Here is a 19,351-nt window from a genome sequence, read left to right as displayed (position 1 = left end):
GCTCATTCGTACTGCTCCCGGTATTTGCGCACCACATACAGTGCGATGACATTCAGCCCCAGAGTCACCACGAAGAGCGAGAGGCCCAGGGCAAAGGCGACCAGGGTCTCGGGAGAAGCGAATTCGGTATCGCCGGTCAGCTGGCTGACGATCTTGACGGTGATCGTGGTCATCGCTTCGAACGGGTTGAGCGACAGCTTGGCCGCCGCCCCTGCCCCCATGACGACGATCATCGTCTCGCCGATCGCCCGGCTGGCGGCCAGCAGGATGGCGCCGACGATGCCCGGAAGGGCGGCGGGCAGGATCACCTGACGGATGGTCTCGGACTGGGTCGCACCCAGCCCGTAGGAGCCGTCGCGCACCGCCTGCGGCACCGCGTTGATCACGTCATCCGACAGCGAGGAGACGAAGGGGATCAGCATGATCCCCATCACCAGCCCGGCGGTCATCACCGACGAGGACGAGGCGCCCAGGCCGAGCGGCTGGGCGAAGTAGTCGCGAAGCAGCGGGCCGATGGTGATCAGGGCGAAGAGACCATAGACGATGGTCGGGATGCCGGCCAGGATCTCGATCAGCGGCTTGGCGACCGCGCGCACCGGCTTCGAGGCATATTCGGCCAGGTAGATCGCCGCCATCAGCCCGACCGGCACGGCGAAGACCAGCGCCACGAAGGAGACATAGAGCGTCCCCCAGAGCAACGGGAAGATGCCGAGATCCGAACCGCCCCGGAACTGCGGGTTCCAGGTCAGGTTGAAGAAGAATTCCCGGGCCGGGTAGAGCCGGAAGAAATGCAGCGATTCGAAGAGCAGCGACAGGACGATGCCGACCGTGGTCAGCACCGCCACGAAGGATGACAGGATCAGCAGCGCCTTGACCGAGGTTTCGGCGACATTGCGGGCCCGATACTCCGGCGCGATCCGCAGATAGCCGAAGACCGCCCCGGTCAGCGCCAGGCCGATCACTGCCAGAGTCATCAGCGTTCGGCCCGTGGCGGCACTATCGCGGTAGACCTTGGCGGCCTCGAAGACGGCGGATCGCACATCGGAGCCCAGGGCTATTCCGACATTTCCGAGCTTGGCGCGAATGTCGCTGTCCCCGGCGTCCAGCGCCTGCAATGCGTCTTCGGAAAGGTTTTCGGCGGCCATCATCTGGTCGAGCCCGTCGGCGATCCGGCGCACATCGCTCATCACCAGATCGCGGCTGCTGCCCTCGGCGATATCGGCCTCGGTGATCAGCCTGGCGACATGGCGATCCACCAGCGGCGGTTGCAGGAGCATCCAGCCCAGCATGACCAGCAGCGCGGGCACCGCAGCGAAGATCAACACCGACTGGCCGTAGAAGCCGGGCAGCGAATGAAGCTTGCGGATGTCACCACCCACCATCCGCAGTGACCGGCGGCGGCCCAGCACATAGCCCGAAAGGGCGATGGCCAGAACGATCAACAGGATAAGTCCGACGGTCATAGGAGTTTCCAACTGTTCCGAACCATCTCGGGGGGCGGGCGGCGCAAGAAACGCCACCCGCGCGAGGCATCAGCCGCTCAGTTCAGCGGACCCATTGGGGTGCCGGCGGCAACCATGGCCTGGGTGGCGGCCAGTTCCGGGTCGGAGACCAGGCCATAGTCGGCCAGCGGGCCGTCCGGGCCGGCCATGTCATCCGAGACAAAGAAGTCGATATACTCCTGCAGGCCCGGGATCACGCCGAGGTGGGCGGTCTTGACGTAGAAGTAGAGCGGCCGCGAGACCGGGTATTCGCCGGACGCGATCGACTCGGTCGAGGGAACGACGCCGTTCATCGTGGCGACGCGCAGCTTGTCGGTGTTGTTTTCATAGAACGACAGGCCGAAGACGCCGATGGCGTTCTTGTTGGCGTCGAGACGCGAGAGGGTCTCGGTGTAGTCGCCGTCGATATCGACCGACGCGCCGTCGGTGCGCAGCTTCATGCATTCGCTCTCTTCCATCGAGGCCGCCATGAAGGCTTCGAGAGCGCCGCTTTCCTCGCAGCCGGCTTCGATCACCTTGACGTCGAAGACTTCGCGGGTGCCGTGCTTGGTGCCCGGGACGAAAGCCAGGATGTCCTGCGCCGGAAGCTCCGGGTTCACGTCGGCCCAGGTCTTGTTCGGGTTGTCGACCAGCTTGCCGTCGACCACCACCTTGGCGGCGATGGCATTGTACCAGTCGGCCGGAGTGAAGGCGAATTCGGGACCGTTGACATCCGAGGCAAAGACGATGCCGTCATAGCCGATGCGAACTTCCATGATTTCGGACACGCCGTTGGAGGCGCAGTTGTCGATGTCCGATTGCTTGATCCGGCTCGACGAGTTGGCGATGTCGATGGTGTTCTCGCCCACGCCTTCGCAGAGCTTCTTGCGCCCGGCGCCCGAGCCGCCGCCCTCGACCACGGGGGTCGGGAAGTCGAAGTTTTCGCCGAAGGCCTCGGCAACGATGGTCGCGTAGGGCAGCACGGTCGACGACCCGGCGATGGCGATGTTGTCACGGGCCTGGGCCGTGCCGGCGGCGAGGATGGCAAGTGCCGAGACGGCGAGAATGCGCTTGGACATGGTGTCTCCTTTTCCTGTCCGTCAGGGGCCGACAGCTGGCCCCCTTGGGACGGCGTGTAGGACTCTTGCGCCAAGCTTTTGTGACGCGCGCGTAACAGTTTCATGACAGCGCCGGAAATTGCGCCAAGAAGGGTTCGGTGCCGGGTCAGGCCGCGGTGGCATCGGGGTCCGCCGCCGGAAGCAGAATCGAGAACCGGCTGCCCTCGCCGGGTTTCGAGTCGATCGCCAGCCTTCCTCGATGCCGGTTGACGATATGCTTGACGATCGCCAGCCCCAGCCCGGTGCCGCCGGCCGAACGCGAGCGATGCGCATCGACCCGATAGAAGCGCTCGGTCAGGCGCGGCAGATGGATCGGGTCGATCCCCTCGCCCTGGTCCTCGACCTCGATTCGCGCCGCGGGCCGACCCAGGGCATCGTCCTGCACCGGCAGGCAGAGCCGGACCGTCACCTTGCCGCGCGGGCGACCGTATTTCAGCGCGTTCTCTATCAGGTTGGCCATCACCTGCTGCAACTGGTCAGGATCGCCCGGAACCGGCAGCGGCTCTCCCGGCTCGATGATCTCGATTTCAGAGCCGGCCTGTTCGATCACAGCCTTCAGGGTCGCCAGGGTGCGGCGCAACAGGGGCGCGAGATCGACCGTCTGGCGCGGCCGCATCCTCTCTTCGTCCTCGACCCGGCTCAACGACAGCAGGTCCGAGACCAGCCGGTTCATCCGCTTCGCCTCGCGTTCCATGATGCCGAGGAACCGCTCACGCGCCTGCGGATCGTCGCGGGCGGTGGAGCGCAGCGTCTCGATGAAACCCAGCACCGCGGTCAACGGAGTCTTCAGCTCATGGCTGACATTGGCGACGAAATCGCGGCGCATCTGGCCGGCCGCCTCGACCGGGGTGGCATCCTCGAAGACCAGCAGCGCGGCATTGGGGGGCCCCTCGCCTGCGGGCGTCACCGTCACCCGGAAGACCTGATCGCTCTGGCCGCGGCGCACCCGGTAGCGCACTTCGGCGCCCTCCCCGCGCGACAGGACCCGGTCCACCGAATCGAGCAGATCGGGCTGGCGCAGCACCGCGACATGGTGGCGGCCGGTCAGGTCGATGCCGAACAGCGCGTCGGCCCCGGCGTTGGCCACCGCGACCCGGCCCGCGGTATCGACCAGCACTGCGGGCAGTGGCAGCGCCTTGATCACAGCGTCCGTATCTACCGTCATCGGTGTCTCTCCAGCTTGCACCGCAGCGGTGCCGCCGGGCTCGATGCCTGTTACCAGACAGCCCCCCCTGTCACGCAACCCCTGAGTTCTTATTGAGCCTTTTCGGTAACTTATGGCTTGCAATTCATCCGAATCGGGCCAACATATCAACGAATATGCAGCGGAGAGCAGGCCGCGCGACAGTGGAAGACAATTCATGACACAGGGCACGATCATCGGACTGGACGCATCGGCCAAGGACCGTCCCGCTGCCATGCGCCGGGTCGTGCTGGTGATTTGCGAGGCCGATGAGAACGAGGATGGCGGCACCGTGGGGCAGATCGGCCCGGGTTTCGTTCATGCCGGATTCCAGCAGCTCGGGGCCGAACTGCTCGATTCCGTGAAGCCCGACATGATCCTCTCGCCGCTGATCTGTCGCAGCTTCGATTGCGTGGACGTGGCGCAGATCCTGGCCGGGCTCGGCTATCGCGGCACCTACCGGGCGGTGACCCGGTCGCTTCCGGCGCCGGGGGTGATCCGGCGCGAGGTGGCGAAGCTCTGCCCGGGGCTGAGCTTCGACCTGACCTTCATCGACGTCTGAGCCACCGTCACGGCGGTCTGTCAGCTTCCCGTCGCGGCGCGGATCGCGCGGGTCAGGTCGTCGGCCAGCAGTTCGGCATCCTCGACCCCGACCGAGAGGCGGAAGAAGCCTTCGGAAATGCCCTGCGCCGCCCGGGCCTCGGGGCTGAGCCCGCGATGCGAGGAGCTTGCCGGATGCGACAGCGTGGTGCCGATGTCGCCCAGCGTCGGGGCAAAGGCGATCTCGGGCGCGGCCCGGACCAGCGCATTGGCGGCGTCGCGGCCGCCGGCGATCTCGAAGGACAACATGTTGCCGCCCCGTTCGCCCAGCAATCCGGCGGCGCGGTTATGGTCGGGGTGGTCGGGACGCAGAGGGTAGATCACCCGGGCGACGCCCGGCTCGGCCGCCAGCACATCGGCTAGATGCGCCGCAGTCTGCGCCGCCCGGTCGTAGCGCAGTTCGAAGGTGAAGAGCCCGCGCTCGGCCAGCCAGCAATCATAGGGCGAGGCGGTCATGCCGGTGGTCACGGCAAAGACCCGGATCGCCGCCTGAAGCTCTGGATCCCTGGCCGCCACCCAGCCCAGGGTCACGTCGGAATGCCCGGCCAGCAGCTTGGTCACCGAATGAATCACCACGTCGGCGCCGTGATCCACCGCCCGCAGCGCCCGTGGCGTGGTGAAGGTGTTGTCGATCATCAGGATCAGCCCATGCGCCTTGCAGAGCGCCGCGATGCCCTCAAGGTCCGCCACCCGCAGGGTCGGGTTCGAGACCACCTCGATCAGCACCGCCCGGGTCTCGGGCCGGATCGCCCGGGCAAAGGCCGCGGCATCGGTCGGATCGGCCAGCGAGGTGGCGATGCCCAGCCGCGGCAGATCCTCGTTCATCAGCCGCAGCGAACGGCCATAGAGCTGATCGCCGCCCAGCAGGTGATCGCCCGCCTTCAGCAGCCCCAGCAGTGCCGCCGTCACCGCCGCCATGCCCGAGCCGGTGACGATGCCGCCCTCCACCCCTTCCAGCCAGTCGATCCGTGCCGCCAGCAGATCGGCATTCGGGTGGCCTTCGCGGGCATAGGTATAGCCGCTGGCCCGGCCCTCGTATTGGGCGTCCAGCGCGTCGGGGCTTTCCGAGGCATAGGCCACCGAAGGCTGGATCGCCGAGCCGAGCGGCATCGAGCTGGACCGTGGAAAGGGATGGCGGCGGACAAGCGTCTTCATGGCGGTCTCCTTCGCCCCGGTTCTGGCGCGAAAACCGCAGCGGCACCAGCCCCCTTGCGCGGCACCCGCCCGTGCCTTCCGGGCGCCACCCCGGCCCGATCCCCTGCCCCGGCGCTTGACCGCATGCGCGGTTGCCGCCACACCGGCGCGACAGAACCGCCGAGGCCGCCATGCACCGCAGACTATACCAATGGGTGATCGGGCTGGCCGAGCATCCCAAGGCGCTCTGGGCCCTGGCCCTGATCGCCTTTGTCGAGAGCTCGGTCTTTCCGATTCCGCCCGACGTGCTGATGATCCCGATGATCATCGCCCGGCCCTCGCGAGCCTTCGTCATCGCAGGGGTGGCGCTGGCCGCCTCGGTGCTGGGCGGAATCCTGGGCTATGCGATCGGCGCCTTCTTCTTCGACCAGGTCGGCCAGCCGGTGCTGGCCTTCTACGGCAAGACCGACAGTTTCGACGTCTTTGCCGCCCGTTACAACGAATGGGGGGCCTGGGCCGTGCTGATCGCCGGGGTGACGCCCTTTCCCTACAAGGTCATCACCATCGTTTCCGGCGTCACCCATCTGAACTTCACCGTCTTCATGATCGCCTCGGTGATCGCCCGGGGGCTGCGTTTCTTCGTCGTCGCGGCGCTGTTGTGGAAATTCGGCGCACCCATTCGTGATTTGATCGAGCGGCGTCTGGGCTTGATGTTCACGCTCTTCGTCGTGATCCTCGCCGCCGGTTTCTACGTGGTGAAATACCTATGACACGCAAAGCCTTGCTGATCGTGGCGACGGCCGGCTCGGCGGCGCTCCTGCTCGGGGCGCTGGCGTTCCAGTATCTCGGCGGGCTGGCGCCCTGCCATCTCTGCCTGCAACAGCGCTGGCCGCATGCCGCGGCGGTGGTGATCGGGGCGCTTGCAATGGTGATCCCGGGACGGCTTCTGCCCTATCTGGGTGCCCTGGCGGCGGCGGTGACATCGGGACTGGGGCTCTACCATACCGGGGTCGAGCAACATTGGTGGCAGGGCCCGACGACCTGCACCTCGGGCGGGATCGAGAACCTGACCCCGGATCAGCTGATGGACCAGATCATGGGCGCGCCGCTGGTGCAGTGCGATCAGGTGGCATGGGACATGTTCGGGATTTCGATGGCGTCTTGGAACATGCTGATCTCGGCAGGGCTGGTGCTGGTCTGGCTGCTGGCCGCACGGGCAAGCCGGGCCGAGGCCTGAACACGATCAGCCCCGGCGCGGGTCAGGCAGGGCGCCGCTCCAGGAAGTCACGCAGGCACTGCGGGTAGAGCCGGTGCTCTTCGACCAGCACCCGCGCGGCAAGGGTTTCGGCCGTGTCCTCCGGCAGCACCGGCACCCGCGCCTGGCCCAGCACCGGTCCGCCGTCCAGTTCTTCCGTCACCAGATGCACCGAACAGCCGGCCTCGGCATCGCCGGCGTCGAGCGCCCGCTGATGGGTATGCAGGCCGGGGTATTTCGGCAGCAGCGAGGGATGGATGTTCAGCATCCGCCCGGCCCAGCCCCGGATGAATCCCGGCGTCAGGATCCGCATGAACCCGGCCAGTGCCAGCACCTCGGCGCCATGGCCGCGCAGGGTGGCGTCCAGCTCGGCCTCGAATTCCTCGCGGCTGCGGCCCCGGTGATCGACCACCGCCGTCGCCAGCCCCAGGGACTCGGCCCGCGCCAGCCCGCCGGCCCCGGGCCGGTTCGACAGGACCAGACAGCAGCGGCCCGGGTGATCGCCCGTCATGCTCCGGGCCAGCGCCAGCATGTTCGAGCCGCCACCCGAGATCAGGATCGCGACCGGCGTGCTCACGCCAGCCCCCCTTCGTAGGAGACCCCCTGCCCGGCTTCGACCCGGCCCAGTTGCACCACCGTCTCGCCCGCCGCGCCCAGCAACCCGGTCAGCGCCTCGGCCCGATCCTCGGCCACCGCCAGTACCATGCCGATGCCGCAGTTGAAGGTCTTGAGCATCTCGGCCTCGCTCACTCCGCCGGTCTCGCGCAGCCAGCCGAAGACCGGCGGCAGCGCCATCGCACCCAGGTCGATCCGGGCTCCGAGCCCTGCGGGCAACACCCGCGGCAGGTTCTCGGTCAGCCCGCCGCCGGTGATATGCGCCAGGGCATGAACGCCACCGGCGCGCACCGCCGCCAGCGCCGGCTTGACATAGAGCCGGGTCGGCTCCAGCAGCGCCGCACCCAGGGAGCCGGGGCCGAAGGGACAATCGGCATCCCAGCCCAGGCCGGAAAGTTCGACGATCCGGCGGACCAGCGAATAGCCGTTGGAATGGACCCCGTCCGAGGTCAGGCCCAGCAACACATCGCCCCCGAGGACGCCGGCCGGCAGGGCGCCGCCGCGCTCCATCGCGCCGACGGCAAAGCCCGCCAGGTCGAAATCGCCGCCGTGATACATGCCCGGCATCTCGGCCGTCTCGCCCCCGACCAGCGCGGTGCCGGTGTCGGCGCAGCCCTTGGCAATGCCTTCGACGATCCGCGCCGCCTGCTCGACCTCGAGCTTGCCGGTGGCGAAATAGTCGAGGAAGAACAGGGGTTCGGCCCCCTGGCAGACCAGATCGTTGACGCACATGGCGACCAGGTCGATGCCGATCGTATCGACATGGCCGGTGTCGATCGCGATCCGCAGCTTTGTGCCGACCCCGTCGGTGGCCGCGACCAGGATCGGGTCGGCGTAGCCGGCCGCCTTGAGGTCGAAGAGCGCCCCGAAACCGCCCAGCCCGGCCATGGTCCCGGGGCGCTGCGTGGTGGCGGCGGCGGGCTTGATCCGTTCGACCAGAGCGTTTCCGGCGTCGATGTCGACTCCGGCCTCGGCATAGGACAGGCCGTTCCTCTGGGTCATTGCTTGTGCTCCGCTGGCTTTCGCGCCCGGATATGCGATCCCGGGCGCGGGTTCAACGCCGGCGTGCGGATCAGGCCGCCGCAGCCGCTTCGACGGCCGCTTTTATCGCCTCGGCGGAACTGCGGTTGGTCTTGGAGAATGCGCGGTGGAACTTGGCGGCCCAGCCCTCCTTGCCGCTGCCGATGGCGATCCTGGTGAACAACGCCCCCTGCCCGGTCTTGATCTGCTGCCCCTTGAGCGTGGCGAGATCGAAAGAGCGCCGCGTCACCACCGACTTGACCGCCAGTGCCAGTGAGGACCAGCGCGGCTTGACCTCGGCCACATGCAGGGTGCTGGCACTGAGACCGGCGACATAATGCTTGGTCAGCATCTGGGTCACGATCACACCGGGCAGGACCGCCAGGGCGAAGAGCGGCAGCATGTAGAGCATGTTCGGCTGCCGCACCCCGTAGGCGACCTCGGTCAGGGTCTCGCCCGGGGCCAGCCCGTCGGCAAGGATTGCCCGCATCATCTCGTCATTCAACTTGGCCATTGGCTGGCCTCCTGTCTCTGTGGCGCCGAAAACGCGGCGCGGGAAAATGTCTTCGTGCTGCAATGATCCGGGGCGCAGTCGTGGTGCGGCCCGGCTTGACCCACCGGGCCATGCTGGTAAGGGATAGCGGCAGTGGGCCTGTAGCTCAATTGGTTAGAGCAGGGCGCTCATAACGCCTTGGTTGGGGGTTCGAGTCCCTCCGGGCCTACCACCCCCCTGCCCCGCGCCTATCGGGGCCGTCGGAACCGCAGGCGAAAGGCGACCTGGCCCGACAGCGACTCTCCCGGCCCGAGGACATGGATCCCCGGACCTGGGCGCCCATCCTCAAGCCCGTCGAAGCCGCAAGGCGGGTTCGACTGCGGTTCGAGGCAGAAGGTTTCCAGATCATGCGCCGGGACATGGACCATGAGATGGCCCATCACCGGATCGGCGCAGAGATGCAGGGCGATGCCCTCATCCTGCCAGACGATCCGGGAGGACCCGCTCCAGCCGGCGTAACAAGTGTTGAGGTTGCGGCGCGGCAGCGGTGCGGGCTGGCGGTAATCCATGCCGGCCGGGACCGGCCCGAGCGCAACCGCTTCGCCCTCGGGGGTCAGCGACCATTGACCCGTGGCATCGAACGCGACCGATGCCGGGCCGTGGCGCGGAAACCAGGGATGCAGGCCGAAGCCGAAGGGCATGGGGGCCGTGCCCCGGTTCGTGACGGTCAGAGCCGCGATCAACCCGTCATCCTGCAACGCGAAGCTTTGTGCGGCATGGTAACGCCAGATGCCGTCATCAGCATCGAGCGTCAGGACTGCCCGCGCCGCTCCGGTTTCGGCCACCTGCCAGGGCAGCCGCCAGCCGGAGCCGTGGAAATTGAGCCGCGCGCCATCCATGTTCGGCGCCACCTGCCAATCACGACCGCCGAAGGAGAACCGGTTGTCGCGGATGCAGTTGGCGAAGGGCAGCATCGGGAACATGCCGGAATGCAGCGCGTCGCCTGCCCCCGCGGGCAGTGGCCGCATCAGCGCCAGTGGTCCTTCCGGCCGGTCGAGCCAGAACCCCGCCACCGCTCCGCCGGCCTCGGGCGCCAGGGTCAGCCGCAGGGCGCCGCGACGAAGCTCCGGCCGCATCGTCATCCGCGACGCGCTCAGGTCTTCATCGCGAGGCGCGACCCGGGAGTCGTGAAATGGTGACGCAGCGCCTGGTCCAGATCGGCCACGTCGCCGTCCCGAACGAAGTCCATCAACTCGCGATGCAGTTCCACCTCGCCGGTGCTGTCCTCGGTCTGCGACCAGTCGCGGCAGAACAGGATCAGCATGTGCTGCGCCAGCCCTTCCCAGATCTGCGCCGCCAGATCGTTGCCGGAATGGGTGACGATGGTGCGGTGAAATTCCAGATCGACGGTGGACAGCGCCACCGGATCGCCCACCCCGGACTGCGCCCGCATCTCGTCCAGCTTCTGTTCGAGATCCCGTATCAGCGGCATGCGGTCCTGACCGGGGCGCATGACCTGCAGAAAGAATATCCGCTCGATCGCGAAGCGCAGCTCGATCAGTTCGGCGATGCGGCGCGGACTGTAATCGGCAACCTGCAACCCGCGCCGGCCGCGCTCGACCAGGATGCCGCGCAGTTGCAGTTTCTGCATCGCCTCGCGCGCCGGAACCCGGCTGATCGCGAAGGCGCTGGACAGTTCCGCCTCGGTCAGGCGCTCGCCGGGCTGCTTGTCGCCGCGTGCGATGGCCAGGATCAGACGATCCTCGACCTCTTCCGCGGCAGTCTTGGGGCGATGGATCGGTGACAGCGCGGAGGCACGCCTGAAGGTGGAAGCCGGACTAACAGAGTGCATAGGTAAGATCCTCAGGCGGACTCGGAAACAGGCAAACGGTCACGATCGGGGATCGCGGCCAGCAGGGCACGCGTATAGTCGTTTTCGGGGGCGTCGAAAACCTGCGCGGCCGGACCTTCCTCGACAATCTGGCCCAGAAGCATCACCTGCACGCGGTCGCAGAGGTAGCGGATGACGCGCAGATCATGCGAAATGAAGATCAGCGACAGGCCCAGTTTCCGCTGCAGTTCGACCAGCAGCGCCAGCACCTGCGCCTGCACCGAGACATCCAGACCCGAGACGATCTCGTCGCAGATCAGCACCCTAGGTTCCAGCATCAGCGCCCGGGCAAGGCTCACCCGCTGGCGCTGACCGCCCGACAGCTGCGCGGGCAGACGGCGGGCCATTTCCGGGCCCAGCCCGATCATTTCGAGCATCCGGGCCACCCGCTCCGGCCGCTCCGATGCCGGGCAAAGCCGGTGGATCGCCAGGGGTTCGGCCAGCGCCGCGCCGATCCGCATCGTCGGGCAGAGCGCGGTGAAGGGGTCCTGAAAGACATATTGCACATCGCGCCGCAGGGCCTTCCAGTCGGCGCGGCTCTGCACCGGGCGCCCCTGGAAGCTGACCTCGCCGGTCGTCGCGGTCTCGATGCCGATCATGATCCGCGACAGTGTGGTCTTGCCAGAGCCGCTTTCGCCGACAAGGCCCAGGATTTCCCCTTCGAAGAGCTTGCTGCTGACATTCCTGAGTGCGTGGAACGGTTGCCCGCCGCGGCGGCCCGGGAAGGTCTTGGTGATCGCGCTGGCCTCGATGATCGGTGTGCTCATGGCAATCCCGCCCTTCCATCCTTTTCGAAGCGGTGGCAGGCCACCCGATGTCCCGGTGCCGCCTGGCTCCAGCCCGGGCGTTGCAGGGCACAGACACCCTCCACCGCCACCGGGCAGCGGTCGCGGAACGGGGCCCCTGCCCCGACGCTTCCGGGCTTCGGTGCCTGTCCGGGGATCGGCTGCAGCGGCACCTCGCGCGTGGTCCGCAGGGTCGGGGCCGAACGCAGCAGCCCGCGGGTATAGGGATGGCAGGGATCGGCCAGTACCGCCTGCACGTCGCCCATCTCGACCGGCTGGCCGGCATACATCACCATCAGATCGCCACCAACCTCGGCCGCCAGATCCAGATCATGGGTGACGAAGATCAGCGCCACCTCCAGGTCCAGCCGCAACCGGCGCAGAAGCTTGACGATCTGCGCCTGGATCGAGACGTCGAGATTGGTCGTGGCCTCGTCCGCGATGATGAGCTCGGGGCCCGCCGACAACGCCAGCGCGATGGCCACCCGTTGCCGCATTCCGCCAGAAAGCTCGGAAGGATAATTCGTCAGCCGGTGCTCGGGGTCGGGCAGGCCCGCCATGCCCAGCACCTCGACGGCACGGGCGCGGGCCTCGTCGCGCGGACAACGGCGGTGGGCCCGGATGGCATCGATGATCTGGCGCCCGACCGACAGCAGCGGGTTCAGCGCCGCGGTCGGGTCCTGGAAGATCATCGCGATGCTGGCGCCGCGCAGCGGTCGCCACTGGTCGCGGCTGAGGCTGACGAGGCTCTGCCCCTTCCATTCGAGCTTGCCGCTCACCGTCGCCGTTTCGGGCTGGATGCCCAGAAGCGACCGGCAGAGCAGAGACTTGCCAGAACCGGACTCGCCCGCGATCACCAGCCGCCCGCCGGGGTTGAGCTCGAAACTCGCCCCGTCCACCGCCCGAACCGGGCCGGATTGGCCGGGAAAGCTGACCGCGAGATCCTGGACCGTCAGAAGAGGTGTCGTCATTTGTCGGCCTCGCGCGACCGCAGCCGTTCGGCCCGGGCTTCGAGCCCGTCGCCGATCAGCACCAGCGACAGGGATGTCATCATGATCGCGATGCCCGGCAGCAGCGTCAGCCACCAGGACGTCGTGATGTAGTTCTTGCCGTCCAGCATGATCCCGCCCCAGCTTGCGGTCGGCGGCTGTACCCCCATGCCGAGAAAGGACAGGGTGGCCTCGAAGACGATCATCGCGGCCATCTGCATCGCCGCCAGGACCATCAGGCTGGGCCAGACGCTGGGAAACACGTGGAAGGCGGCGATCCGCAGGCGCGAGGCGCCGATGATCTCGGCCGCCTTGACATAGTCCTTGGCGCGTTCCTGCAGCGCGATGGCCCGCACGACCCGTGCCACGGCGGCCCAGCCGGCCAGCACCATCAGCAGGATCAGCACCGGCACCGAGGGGCGCACCACACTGGTGATTGCGATGCCCAGAAGCACATAGGGAAAGGCCAGCTGGATGTCGATGATCCGGTCGACGATCGGGTGCAGCCAGCCCGGCCCGAACCCGCGCAGCATCCCCATCAAGGTGCCGAGGCAGATCGAGCCGACCATCCCGACGCCGGCGACCAGGAACGAGACCTGACCGCCCCAGAGAATGCGCGACAGCAGGTCCCGCCCCACAGCATCAGTGCCGAACCAGTTCGCCGCCGAGGGCGGTTTCCGGACCGCCATGAGGTCGGGCAGGTTCGGATCGGCGGGCGCGATCAGCGGCGCGGCCAGGACCGCGACGAGGATCAGGCAGAAGATGACCGCGCCGGCCACCAGCGCCGGGCCGATCTCGTTTCGCCTGAACAGGCCGGGCCGGCCGCCCGTGCCGCCACGCTCCGGAGATGCGAGGGCCGTCACCGTCACACGCCGAAGCCCGGAAGCATCGCGAATGTTCCGGTCCGCGGGTAGGTCTTGACCTCGCGGAACCCTTCCGCATGGGCGTAACCGCCGGCCAGACCGCGCGCCTTGGAATTGTCGGTCATCATGTCGGTGATCGAGGTATGCTCGCCATAGATCGCCCGCATCCAGCTGTCCTGGCTCTGGTGGCACAACAGCATCTGGCGCTTGGTCTCGAAGACCTCGGTGGTATCGACATAGACCTCGGGCTCGAAACCGACGCCGGCCGGGTTGTCCATGTAGAAGACATGCGGGATCTTCGAGATATGCGGCAGAGCGGTTTCCACCAGCCGCACCGAGGCCGGGATCCGGGCGTCCTCGGCCACCTGGCCCGAAATCCGGTGATCGGGGTGATAGTCGGTCGGCCCGTGGATGAACATCACGTCGGGGTCGGCCTGGCGGATCGCGTCGATGAACCGCGTCCGCGTCGGGCGGTCGTTCATCAGCCATTCGTCGTCGAAATCCATCCAGATCAGCTCGGCACCGATGATCGCGCAACTGGCCTGCTGTTCGGCGTGCCGCACATTGGCGATCTCCTCGCGCGACAGGGTGGGAGAGCCGACATTGCCGTTGGTGGCCACCGCCATGAACACCTTGTGCCCGGCCGCGGCATAACGCGCGAGCGTGCCGGCGCATTGCACTTCGATGTCGTCGGGATGTGCGCCGATGGCGAGAATATTCATGACTGCTCCATTCGGATACGGGGATCGATCAGCGCGTAGGCCAGGTCGATCACGAGGTTGACGATGACGAAGATGCTGGCGGTCACGATGGTGATCCCCTGCACCAGCGGATAGTCACGGGCGTTCAGCGCCACCAGCGCCAGTTCCCCGACACCGGGAAAGGCAAAGACGACTTCGGCGACGATGACGCCGCCCAGGAGATAGCCGACATCGACCCCGATGACGGTCAGGAGCGGCAGCAAGGCGTTCTTCAGCGCATAGACGAAGGTGATGCGCCGATCCGACAGGCCGAAGGCCTGCGCGGTGCGGATGTATTCCTCGCGCAGCACGCCCCGCATCGAGCTGCGCAGCACCCGCAGCTGGGTGGGCATGATCGACAGCGCGACCGCCACCGCCGGCAGGACGAGGCTGGAGACGCCGGTAAACCCGCCCGGTGGCAGCCAGCCCAGATTGACCGCGAAGAGGATCACCATCAGCGCCCCGGTCCAGAACACCGGGGCCGACTGGCCGACGGTGGCAAGGATCGTCGCCAGCGCCCCCCAGATCGAGCGCGGTCGCAGCGCCGCGAGACTGCCGAGGATGATGGTGACGCTCAGCGACAGCGCCAGGGCGCAGCCCGCCAGGGCAAGGGTGCGCGGCAACGCCGTCCGGATCAGCTCTGTCACCGGCTGGTGAAAGCGGAACGAGGTGCCCAGATCGCCCTGCACCGCGCCCAGAAGGAAGGTGCCCAGCTGCTCGACGATGGGCCGGTCGGTGCCGAAGTCCCGCCGGTACTGCTCGACCACCTCGGCACTGGCAAAGACCGGCGCCCGGATGCGCGCCGGATCACCCGCCGACAGGCGCAGGACCACGAAGACCGTGATCGCGATGGCGAGCACGATGATGACGGCCTGCGCCGTCCGACGGATGACATAGCGTTTCAATCGCAATTCCTTCGGGGCGGGGAAGCTCCCCGCCCCTGTTTCCTACGCGACCGTCGCCTGGCCGAGCAGGTTTTCCCCGATCAGCGGCGCCCGGACATAGCCCTGGACCCGCTTGTTCACGATGAAATGCCAGGTCTCGTCGGAGAGGTAGAGCGTCACCTGGTTCTCCCAAAGATGCCGCGCCGCCGCGGTGACGGCTGCCTGACGGGTTTCCGCCGTGGCTGCGCGTTGGGCGGCATAGAGCTCTTCATAGACCGGATCGTGGTAGTGGAACACCGCCTCGGCGGTGCCGCCGACATAGAAGCCGAGCACGAAGTCGGGATCGTAATCGAAGATCGCCAGCGTGTTCAGGTTGATGTCATAGGTGTTGTAGGAGGTCCGGAAGGCGCCGACTTCCAGACGCTCGACCTCGACCTTGATCCCGATCGACTCCAGCGAGGCGGCGATGATCTGGTCGATCTCGATCTGGTTCGGAACCAGGGTCGAGGTGGACATGCGCAGCGTCGCCCCGTCGGGATAGGCCGATTCCGCCATCAGCGCCCGCGCCTTGTCGAGATCGTATTCGAACTTGGGCTCGAGCGGTTCGTAGAGCGACGAGGTCGTCGGCAGCGAGGAAAAGCCCACCGCGTTGGCGCCCTGCATGATCGAGGCCGCGATGCCTTCGCGGTTGATCGCATGGGCGATGGCCTGGCGCAGCTTCAGATCTCCCAGCGGGCCGTTGTGCTGGTAGATCGCGACGATCTGCGCCGGCGGGGTCTGGCTGTTGATGTAGAACTCGTCGTTGTCCTTGACCCGCGACAGGTCCTCGGCCGAGACCCGGGTCAGGATATCGACCTGGCCCGACAACAGCGCGTTGATCCGCGCCTGCGCGTCCTCGATGTAGCGGAAGGTCACTGTCTTGATGCCCGGCGCACCGCCCCAGTAATCGGCATTCGCTTCGAGAATGACGGAGGTGCCGTCATAGGAAACGAACTTGTAGGGACCGGTACCCAGGCCGCCCTTGCCGAAATTGTCGGGGTTGTCGATATTCGCCTTGGGCAGGATCTTGATATAGGCCAGCGCCGAGAGGATCACCCCGAAGGCATCCGGCGAAACCACCTCGATTTCGGTCGGCGACTTGATCTCGACGGTGATCCCGGGGGTCACGACCATGGCCTGGGCCAGCCCGCCGGCACCGAGCCGGTCGATCGAGGCCTTGACGTCCTCGGCGGTCAGCGGCGAGCCGTCATGGAAGGTGACGCCTTCGCGCAGTGTCAGGGCCACCACCTTGTCGCTCTTCACCTCATGCGAGACGGCGAGACCGGGGCCGATATTGCCTTCCTGGTCAAAGGACAGCAGCGAGTCATGAACCAGCGAGGCGACCTGCTCGTCCACCAGGCCGAAGCCGGCGGCCGGGTCCCAGTAGTTCGCGGTCGGAGGCTCGGCATTGCCGAAGATCACCGCGCCGGACGGCATCCCGTCCTGTGCCGCCGCACGCAACGGCAGCACGCTGGCCAGCCCCATTGCCGCCGCGCCTTGCAGAAAGCCGCGCCGGCTTGACGCCAGCCCCTTCGACCCGCCGCGTTCGATCCCAAACTTTTCCATGATACGCTCCCTGTTCCGGGCCATTTCGCCGCCCTGAAACCGAGGCTAAGTGTACGGTATACGGTATGTCAACAAAACTCGCCGCCCCGCTCCCTTCCGACGCGTCGGTCCGACAGGACGCTGCAGAATCGGGCGAGTTCCGGTGCCCGACTTGCGAAAGACGGAATCAACGGCGCCGGACCATGCCCGCCCCGTAACGCCCGGCCAGATCCGCCACATCCCGCCCAGGCAGGACGCGGCGCCAAGGCCGAAAGATACGCTCGTTTGGATTTGGTGCCCCCAGAGAGACTCGAACTCCCGACCCCCTGATTACAAATCAGATGCTCTACCAGCTGAGCTATAGGGGCACCGGGTCGATTTACTGTGCCGGCCCGCGGCTGGCAAGCGTGGCGAGTGCTTCCAGGGCCAGACGCAGCACCACCGCGGGTGCCGGCCGGATCGGCAGGCGGGCGGTGTCGGGCTCGTCGGGGCCCGGCGGTTCGAGCGTGGCAAGCTGGCTGGGCAGCAGGCTGGCCGGCATGTAATGGGTCTTGCGATGGCGCAGGCGGGCGGCCAATTTGTCCTGTTCGCCATGCAGGAACAGGATCGCCAGCGGCCCGGCCTCGCGGCGCAGAAGATCGCGGTAGCTGCGTTTCAGGGCCGAGCAGGTCATCACCACCTGGCGCCCCGCCGCCCGTTCCTCGGCCGCGGCCCGGCCCAGCGATTCAAGCCAGCCCCACCGCATCTCGTCGGTCAGCGGCTTGCCGGCCTTCATATGGGCGACGTTCGCGGGCGGGTGAAACCGGTCTCCCTCCAGATAGACCGCGCCCAGTTCCTCAGCCAGGCTCCGGGCCAGAGTGCTCTTGCCCGAGCCCGAGACCCCCATGACCAGAATCACCGGCTCGGGCGCAGGTCCGCTCATGGGTCGACCCGCCCGGCCATGCCGCGCCGGTCCCGGCGCAGGTTGGCCCGCGCCAGGGTCAGCACCGCCAGCAGGCCGACGCCGATCACCAGAACTGCCGGCGGAGCCGCCTGACCGATCTGCTCCAGCGAGGCCTTTTCATGTACCCGCGTCGCCAGGGTTTCATAGTTGAAGGGCCGCAGCAGCAGGGTCGCGGGCAGTTCCTTGACCCCGTCGACGAAGACCAGCAGCAGCGCGGTGCCGACCGAGCCGCGGATCAACGGCAGGGTGATCCGGCGCAGGGTGCCGCCGGCCCCCTGCCCCAGGGACCGCGCCGCCATCGGCAGGCTGGGCGGGATCCGGTCCAGCGCCGCATCGGCGGCCCCCAGCGAAATCGCGAAGAAGCGCACCGAATAGGCCAGGATGATCGCGAAACCCGAACCGGTCAGCAGCAAACCGGGCTCGACCCCGGTGACGGCCAGGATCAGATCGGCCAGCCGGTGATCCAGCGCCGCCAGCGGCATCAGGATGCCCACCGCCAGCACGGCACCGGGGGCGGCGTAGCCGATCGACGCCAGCGGCACCAGAAGCCGCGGCACACCGCTGTGCGACAGCCGCTGCGCATAGACCAGGAACAGCGCCGCCGCGACGCAGACCAGCGCCGCGCCGCCCGCCGTGACCAGCGTATGGGCGAAGGCCCGCGCCAGGCCGGGGTCGAGCCAGCCCTGGCTTTGCGCCAGCGCGTGGCGCAGGATCACCGCCATCGGCAGGGCGAAGCCGACCGCGACCGGGATCAGGCAGAAGCCGAGGACGATCCATCCGCGCAGCCCCGGCAGCCGGGTCGGCATCACCGGCCGCGCGCCGCGCCCGCTCTGGTGAAAACGCAACCGCCGCCGGCCCAGTTTCTCGGCCACCACCAGCAGCAGGATCAGCCCGAGGATCAGGCAGGCGATCTGCGCCGCGCCGCCGGCATTGCCGGCCTCGAGCCAGGTGGTGAAGATCCCGGTCGTCAGGGTCTGCACCGCGAAATAGCCGACGGTGCCGTAGTCGTTCACGGTCTCCATCATCACCACCGCGGTGCCGACCACGATGGCCGGTCGCGCCAGCGGCAGGCCGACCCGCCAGAACAGCGCGAAAGGACCGCTGCCCAGCGAGCGGGCGACCTCGTAGGCGGCCCCCGACTGCTCGCGCAGGGCGGCACGGGTCAGCAGGTAGACATAGGGGTAGAGCGCCGCCGCCAGCACCACGATCGCGGCGCCGCGCGAGCGGACCTGGAAGAACCAGTAGTCGCGGGCACTGGTCCAGCCGAATGTCTCGCGCAGGGCGGTCTGGACAGGGCCGGAATACTCCAGGAAATCGACCAGCGCATAGGCGCCGACATAGGCGGGGATCGCCAGCGGCAGCAGCAGCAGCCATTCCACCAGCCGGACTCCGGGAAAGCGGTACATGACCACGAACCAGGCCGCCCCGGCGCCCACCGCCGCCGCCAGCCCGCCGACGCCGGCCGCCAGGATCAGCGTATTGCCCAGGTAGCGCGGCAGGGTGGTCGCGATCAGATGCGGCCAGATATTGGTCTCGGGATGCAGCGCGATCCAGATCACCGCCAGGATCGGCGCCACCGCCACCATGGCGATGGCCCAGGCCCCCAGGCGCCACAGCCACTTGCCGCCGCCTTTCCGCCCCGTCTCTCTGCGCAACACCTGCTCCATCGCACGAGCCTTAGACAAGCCTGCAACGGCTGTCCAGAAAGCCCCGGCCGGAACTTTCCTTGCCCGCTCTCCTGTGCCTATAGTCGCCCCGAAACCCGGCCGCCCG

Annotated in this window: 20 protein-coding genes and 2 tRNA genes; 4 read left to right on the top strand and 18 right to left on the bottom strand. The window is 67.6% G+C overall.

Features of this window, described 5'->3' with window-relative positions; translation table 11 throughout:
* Positions 1–2: 2 nt before the first annotated feature.
* The 3 genes from pstC to NUW50_RS18940 form a co-directional block, all read right to left on the bottom strand.
* Positions 3–1,463, bottom strand: a complete 1,461-nt coding sequence (gene pstC, locus NUW50_RS18950; protein ID WP_258290744.1) for a phosphate ABC transporter permease subunit PstC — start codon at positions 1,461–1,463, stop codon at positions 3–5.
* 77 nt (positions 1,464–1,540) lie between these two features.
* Positions 1,541–2,560: a substrate-binding domain-containing protein gene (locus tag NUW50_RS18945; protein ID WP_258290743.1), complete on the bottom strand. Its 1,020-nt coding sequence runs from the start codon at positions 2,558–2,560 to the stop codon at positions 1,541–1,543.
* A gap of 145 nt (positions 2,561–2,705) precedes the next feature.
* Positions 2,706–3,764, bottom strand: coding sequence for an ATP-binding protein (locus NUW50_RS18940; RefSeq protein ID WP_258290742.1), 1,059 nt, complete (start codon positions 3,762–3,764; stop codon positions 2,706–2,708).
* A 196-nt stretch (positions 3,765–3,960) separates the two neighbouring features.
* On the opposite strand from NUW50_RS18940, the gene NUW50_RS18935 reads away from it, so the two are divergent.
* Positions 3,961–4,344, top strand: coding sequence for a hypothetical protein (locus tag NUW50_RS18935; protein WP_258290741.1), 384 nt, complete (start codon positions 3,961–3,963; stop codon positions 4,342–4,344).
* A 20-nt stretch (positions 4,345–4,364) separates the two neighbouring features.
* On the opposite strand, the gene NUW50_RS18930 is transcribed toward NUW50_RS18935, so the two are convergent.
* Positions 4,365–5,537 (bottom strand): trans-sulfuration enzyme family protein, encoded by a 1,173-nt coding sequence (locus NUW50_RS18930; RefSeq protein WP_258290740.1) that lies wholly within the window; start codon positions 5,535–5,537, stop codon positions 4,365–4,367.
* 170 nt (positions 5,538–5,707) lie between these two features.
* Here NUW50_RS18930 and NUW50_RS18925 point away from each other — a divergent pair, with 170 nt between their 5' ends.
* Positions 5,708–6,286, top strand: coding sequence for a YqaA family protein (locus NUW50_RS18925; protein WP_258290739.1), 579 nt, complete (start codon positions 5,708–5,710; stop codon positions 6,284–6,286).
* Positions 6,283–6,753: a disulfide bond formation protein B gene (locus NUW50_RS18920; RefSeq protein ID WP_258290738.1), complete on the top strand. Its 471-nt coding sequence runs from the start codon at positions 6,283–6,285 to the stop codon at positions 6,751–6,753. The genes NUW50_RS18925 and NUW50_RS18920 overlap by 4 nt, the downstream gene beginning before the upstream one ends.
* A 22-nt stretch (positions 6,754–6,775) precedes the next feature.
* On the opposite strand, the gene purN is transcribed toward NUW50_RS18920, so the two are convergent.
* The 3 genes from purN to NUW50_RS18905 all read right to left on the bottom strand — a co-directional run bounded on the left by purN (position 6,776) and on the right by NUW50_RS18905 (position 8,920).
* Positions 6,776–7,348 carry a phosphoribosylglycinamide formyltransferase gene (gene purN / locus NUW50_RS18915; protein WP_258290737.1) on the bottom strand — a complete coding sequence of 191 codons (573 nt, stop codon included), beginning with the start codon at positions 7,346–7,348 and terminating at the stop codon, positions 6,776–6,778.
* Positions 7,345–8,388, bottom strand: a complete 1,044-nt coding sequence (gene purM, locus NUW50_RS18910) for a phosphoribosylformylglycinamidine cyclo-ligase (RefSeq protein WP_258290736.1) — start codon at positions 8,386–8,388, stop codon at positions 7,345–7,347. Before purM ends, purN begins: the two co-directional genes overlap by 4 nt.
* 70 nt (positions 8,389–8,458) lie before the next feature.
* Entirely contained in the window at positions 8,459–8,920 is a 462-nt protein-coding gene (locus NUW50_RS18905) for a hypothetical protein (protein WP_258290735.1), read from the bottom strand.
* 134 nt (positions 8,921–9,054) lie between these two features.
* Here NUW50_RS18905 and NUW50_RS18900 point away from each other — a divergent pair.
* Positions 9,055–9,131: transfer RNA gene (locus tag NUW50_RS18900), tRNA-Ile, on the top strand.
* Positions 9,132–9,147: 16 nt separating this feature from the next.
* Here NUW50_RS18900 and NUW50_RS18895 read toward each other — a convergent pair.
* The 11 genes from NUW50_RS18895 to NUW50_RS18845 form a co-directional block, all read right to left on the bottom strand.
* Positions 9,148–10,041 (bottom strand): aldose 1-epimerase, encoded by an 894-nt coding sequence (locus tag NUW50_RS18895; protein ID WP_258290734.1) that lies wholly within the window; start codon positions 10,039–10,041, stop codon positions 9,148–9,150.
* An 11-nt stretch (positions 10,042–10,052) separates the two neighbouring features.
* Positions 10,053–10,751, bottom strand: coding sequence for a GntR family transcriptional regulator (locus NUW50_RS18890; RefSeq protein WP_258290733.1), 699 nt, complete (start codon positions 10,749–10,751; stop codon positions 10,053–10,055).
* 11 nt (positions 10,752–10,762) lie between these two features.
* Positions 10,763–11,557 carry an ABC transporter ATP-binding protein gene (locus NUW50_RS18885; RefSeq protein WP_258290732.1) on the bottom strand — a complete coding sequence of 265 codons (795 nt, stop codon included), beginning with the start codon at positions 11,555–11,557 and terminating at the stop codon, positions 10,763–10,765.
* Complete coding sequence (locus tag NUW50_RS18880; RefSeq protein ID WP_258290731.1) at positions 11,554–12,546, bottom strand: ABC transporter ATP-binding protein; 993 nt, start codon at positions 12,544–12,546, stop codon at positions 11,554–11,556. Before NUW50_RS18880 ends, NUW50_RS18885 begins: the two co-directional genes overlap by 4 nt.
* On the bottom strand, positions 12,543–13,427 hold the full coding sequence (locus NUW50_RS18875) for an ABC transporter permease (RefSeq protein ID WP_258290730.1): 885 nt from the start codon (positions 13,425–13,427) through the stop codon (positions 12,543–12,545). The genes NUW50_RS18880 and NUW50_RS18875 overlap by 4 nt, the downstream gene beginning before the upstream one ends.
* A 2-nt stretch (positions 13,428–13,429) precedes the next feature.
* Positions 13,430–14,149, bottom strand: a complete 720-nt coding sequence (locus NUW50_RS18870) for a PIG-L deacetylase family protein (RefSeq protein ID WP_258290729.1) — start codon at positions 14,147–14,149, stop codon at positions 13,430–13,432.
* Positions 14,146–15,072, bottom strand: a complete 927-nt coding sequence (locus NUW50_RS18865; protein ID WP_258290728.1) for an ABC transporter permease — start codon at positions 15,070–15,072, stop codon at positions 14,146–14,148. Before NUW50_RS18865 ends, NUW50_RS18870 begins: the two co-directional genes overlap by 4 nt.
* Positions 15,073–15,114: 42 nt before the next feature.
* Complete coding sequence (locus NUW50_RS18860; RefSeq protein WP_258290727.1) at positions 15,115–16,656, bottom strand: ABC transporter substrate-binding protein; 1,542 nt, start codon at positions 16,654–16,656, stop codon at positions 15,115–15,117.
* A gap of 271 nt (positions 16,657–16,927) precedes the next feature.
* Positions 16,928–17,003 (bottom strand) — tRNA-Thr (locus NUW50_RS18855).
* 11 nt (positions 17,004–17,014) lie between these two features.
* Positions 17,015–17,557 carry a gluconokinase gene (locus NUW50_RS18850; RefSeq protein WP_258290726.1) on the bottom strand — a complete coding sequence of 181 codons (543 nt, stop codon included), beginning with the start codon at positions 17,555–17,557 and terminating at the stop codon, positions 17,015–17,017.
* Positions 17,554–19,245 carry an ABC transporter permease gene (locus NUW50_RS18845; protein ID WP_443135122.1) on the bottom strand — a complete coding sequence of 564 codons (1,692 nt, stop codon included), beginning with the start codon at positions 19,243–19,245 and terminating at the stop codon, positions 17,554–17,556. The genes NUW50_RS18850 and NUW50_RS18845 overlap by 4 nt, the downstream gene beginning before the upstream one ends.
* Between the last annotated feature and the right edge of the window lie 106 nt (positions 19,246–19,351).

Origin of the sequence: Frigidibacter sp. ROC022 (assembly GCF_024723735.1) — a bacterium.
Classification (GTDB): Bacteria; Pseudomonadota; Alphaproteobacteria; order Rhodobacterales; family Rhodobacteraceae; genus SLM-1.
Note: the sequence above shows the minus strand (reverse complement) of the source record. Positions and strands in the feature narration are given on the sequence as shown.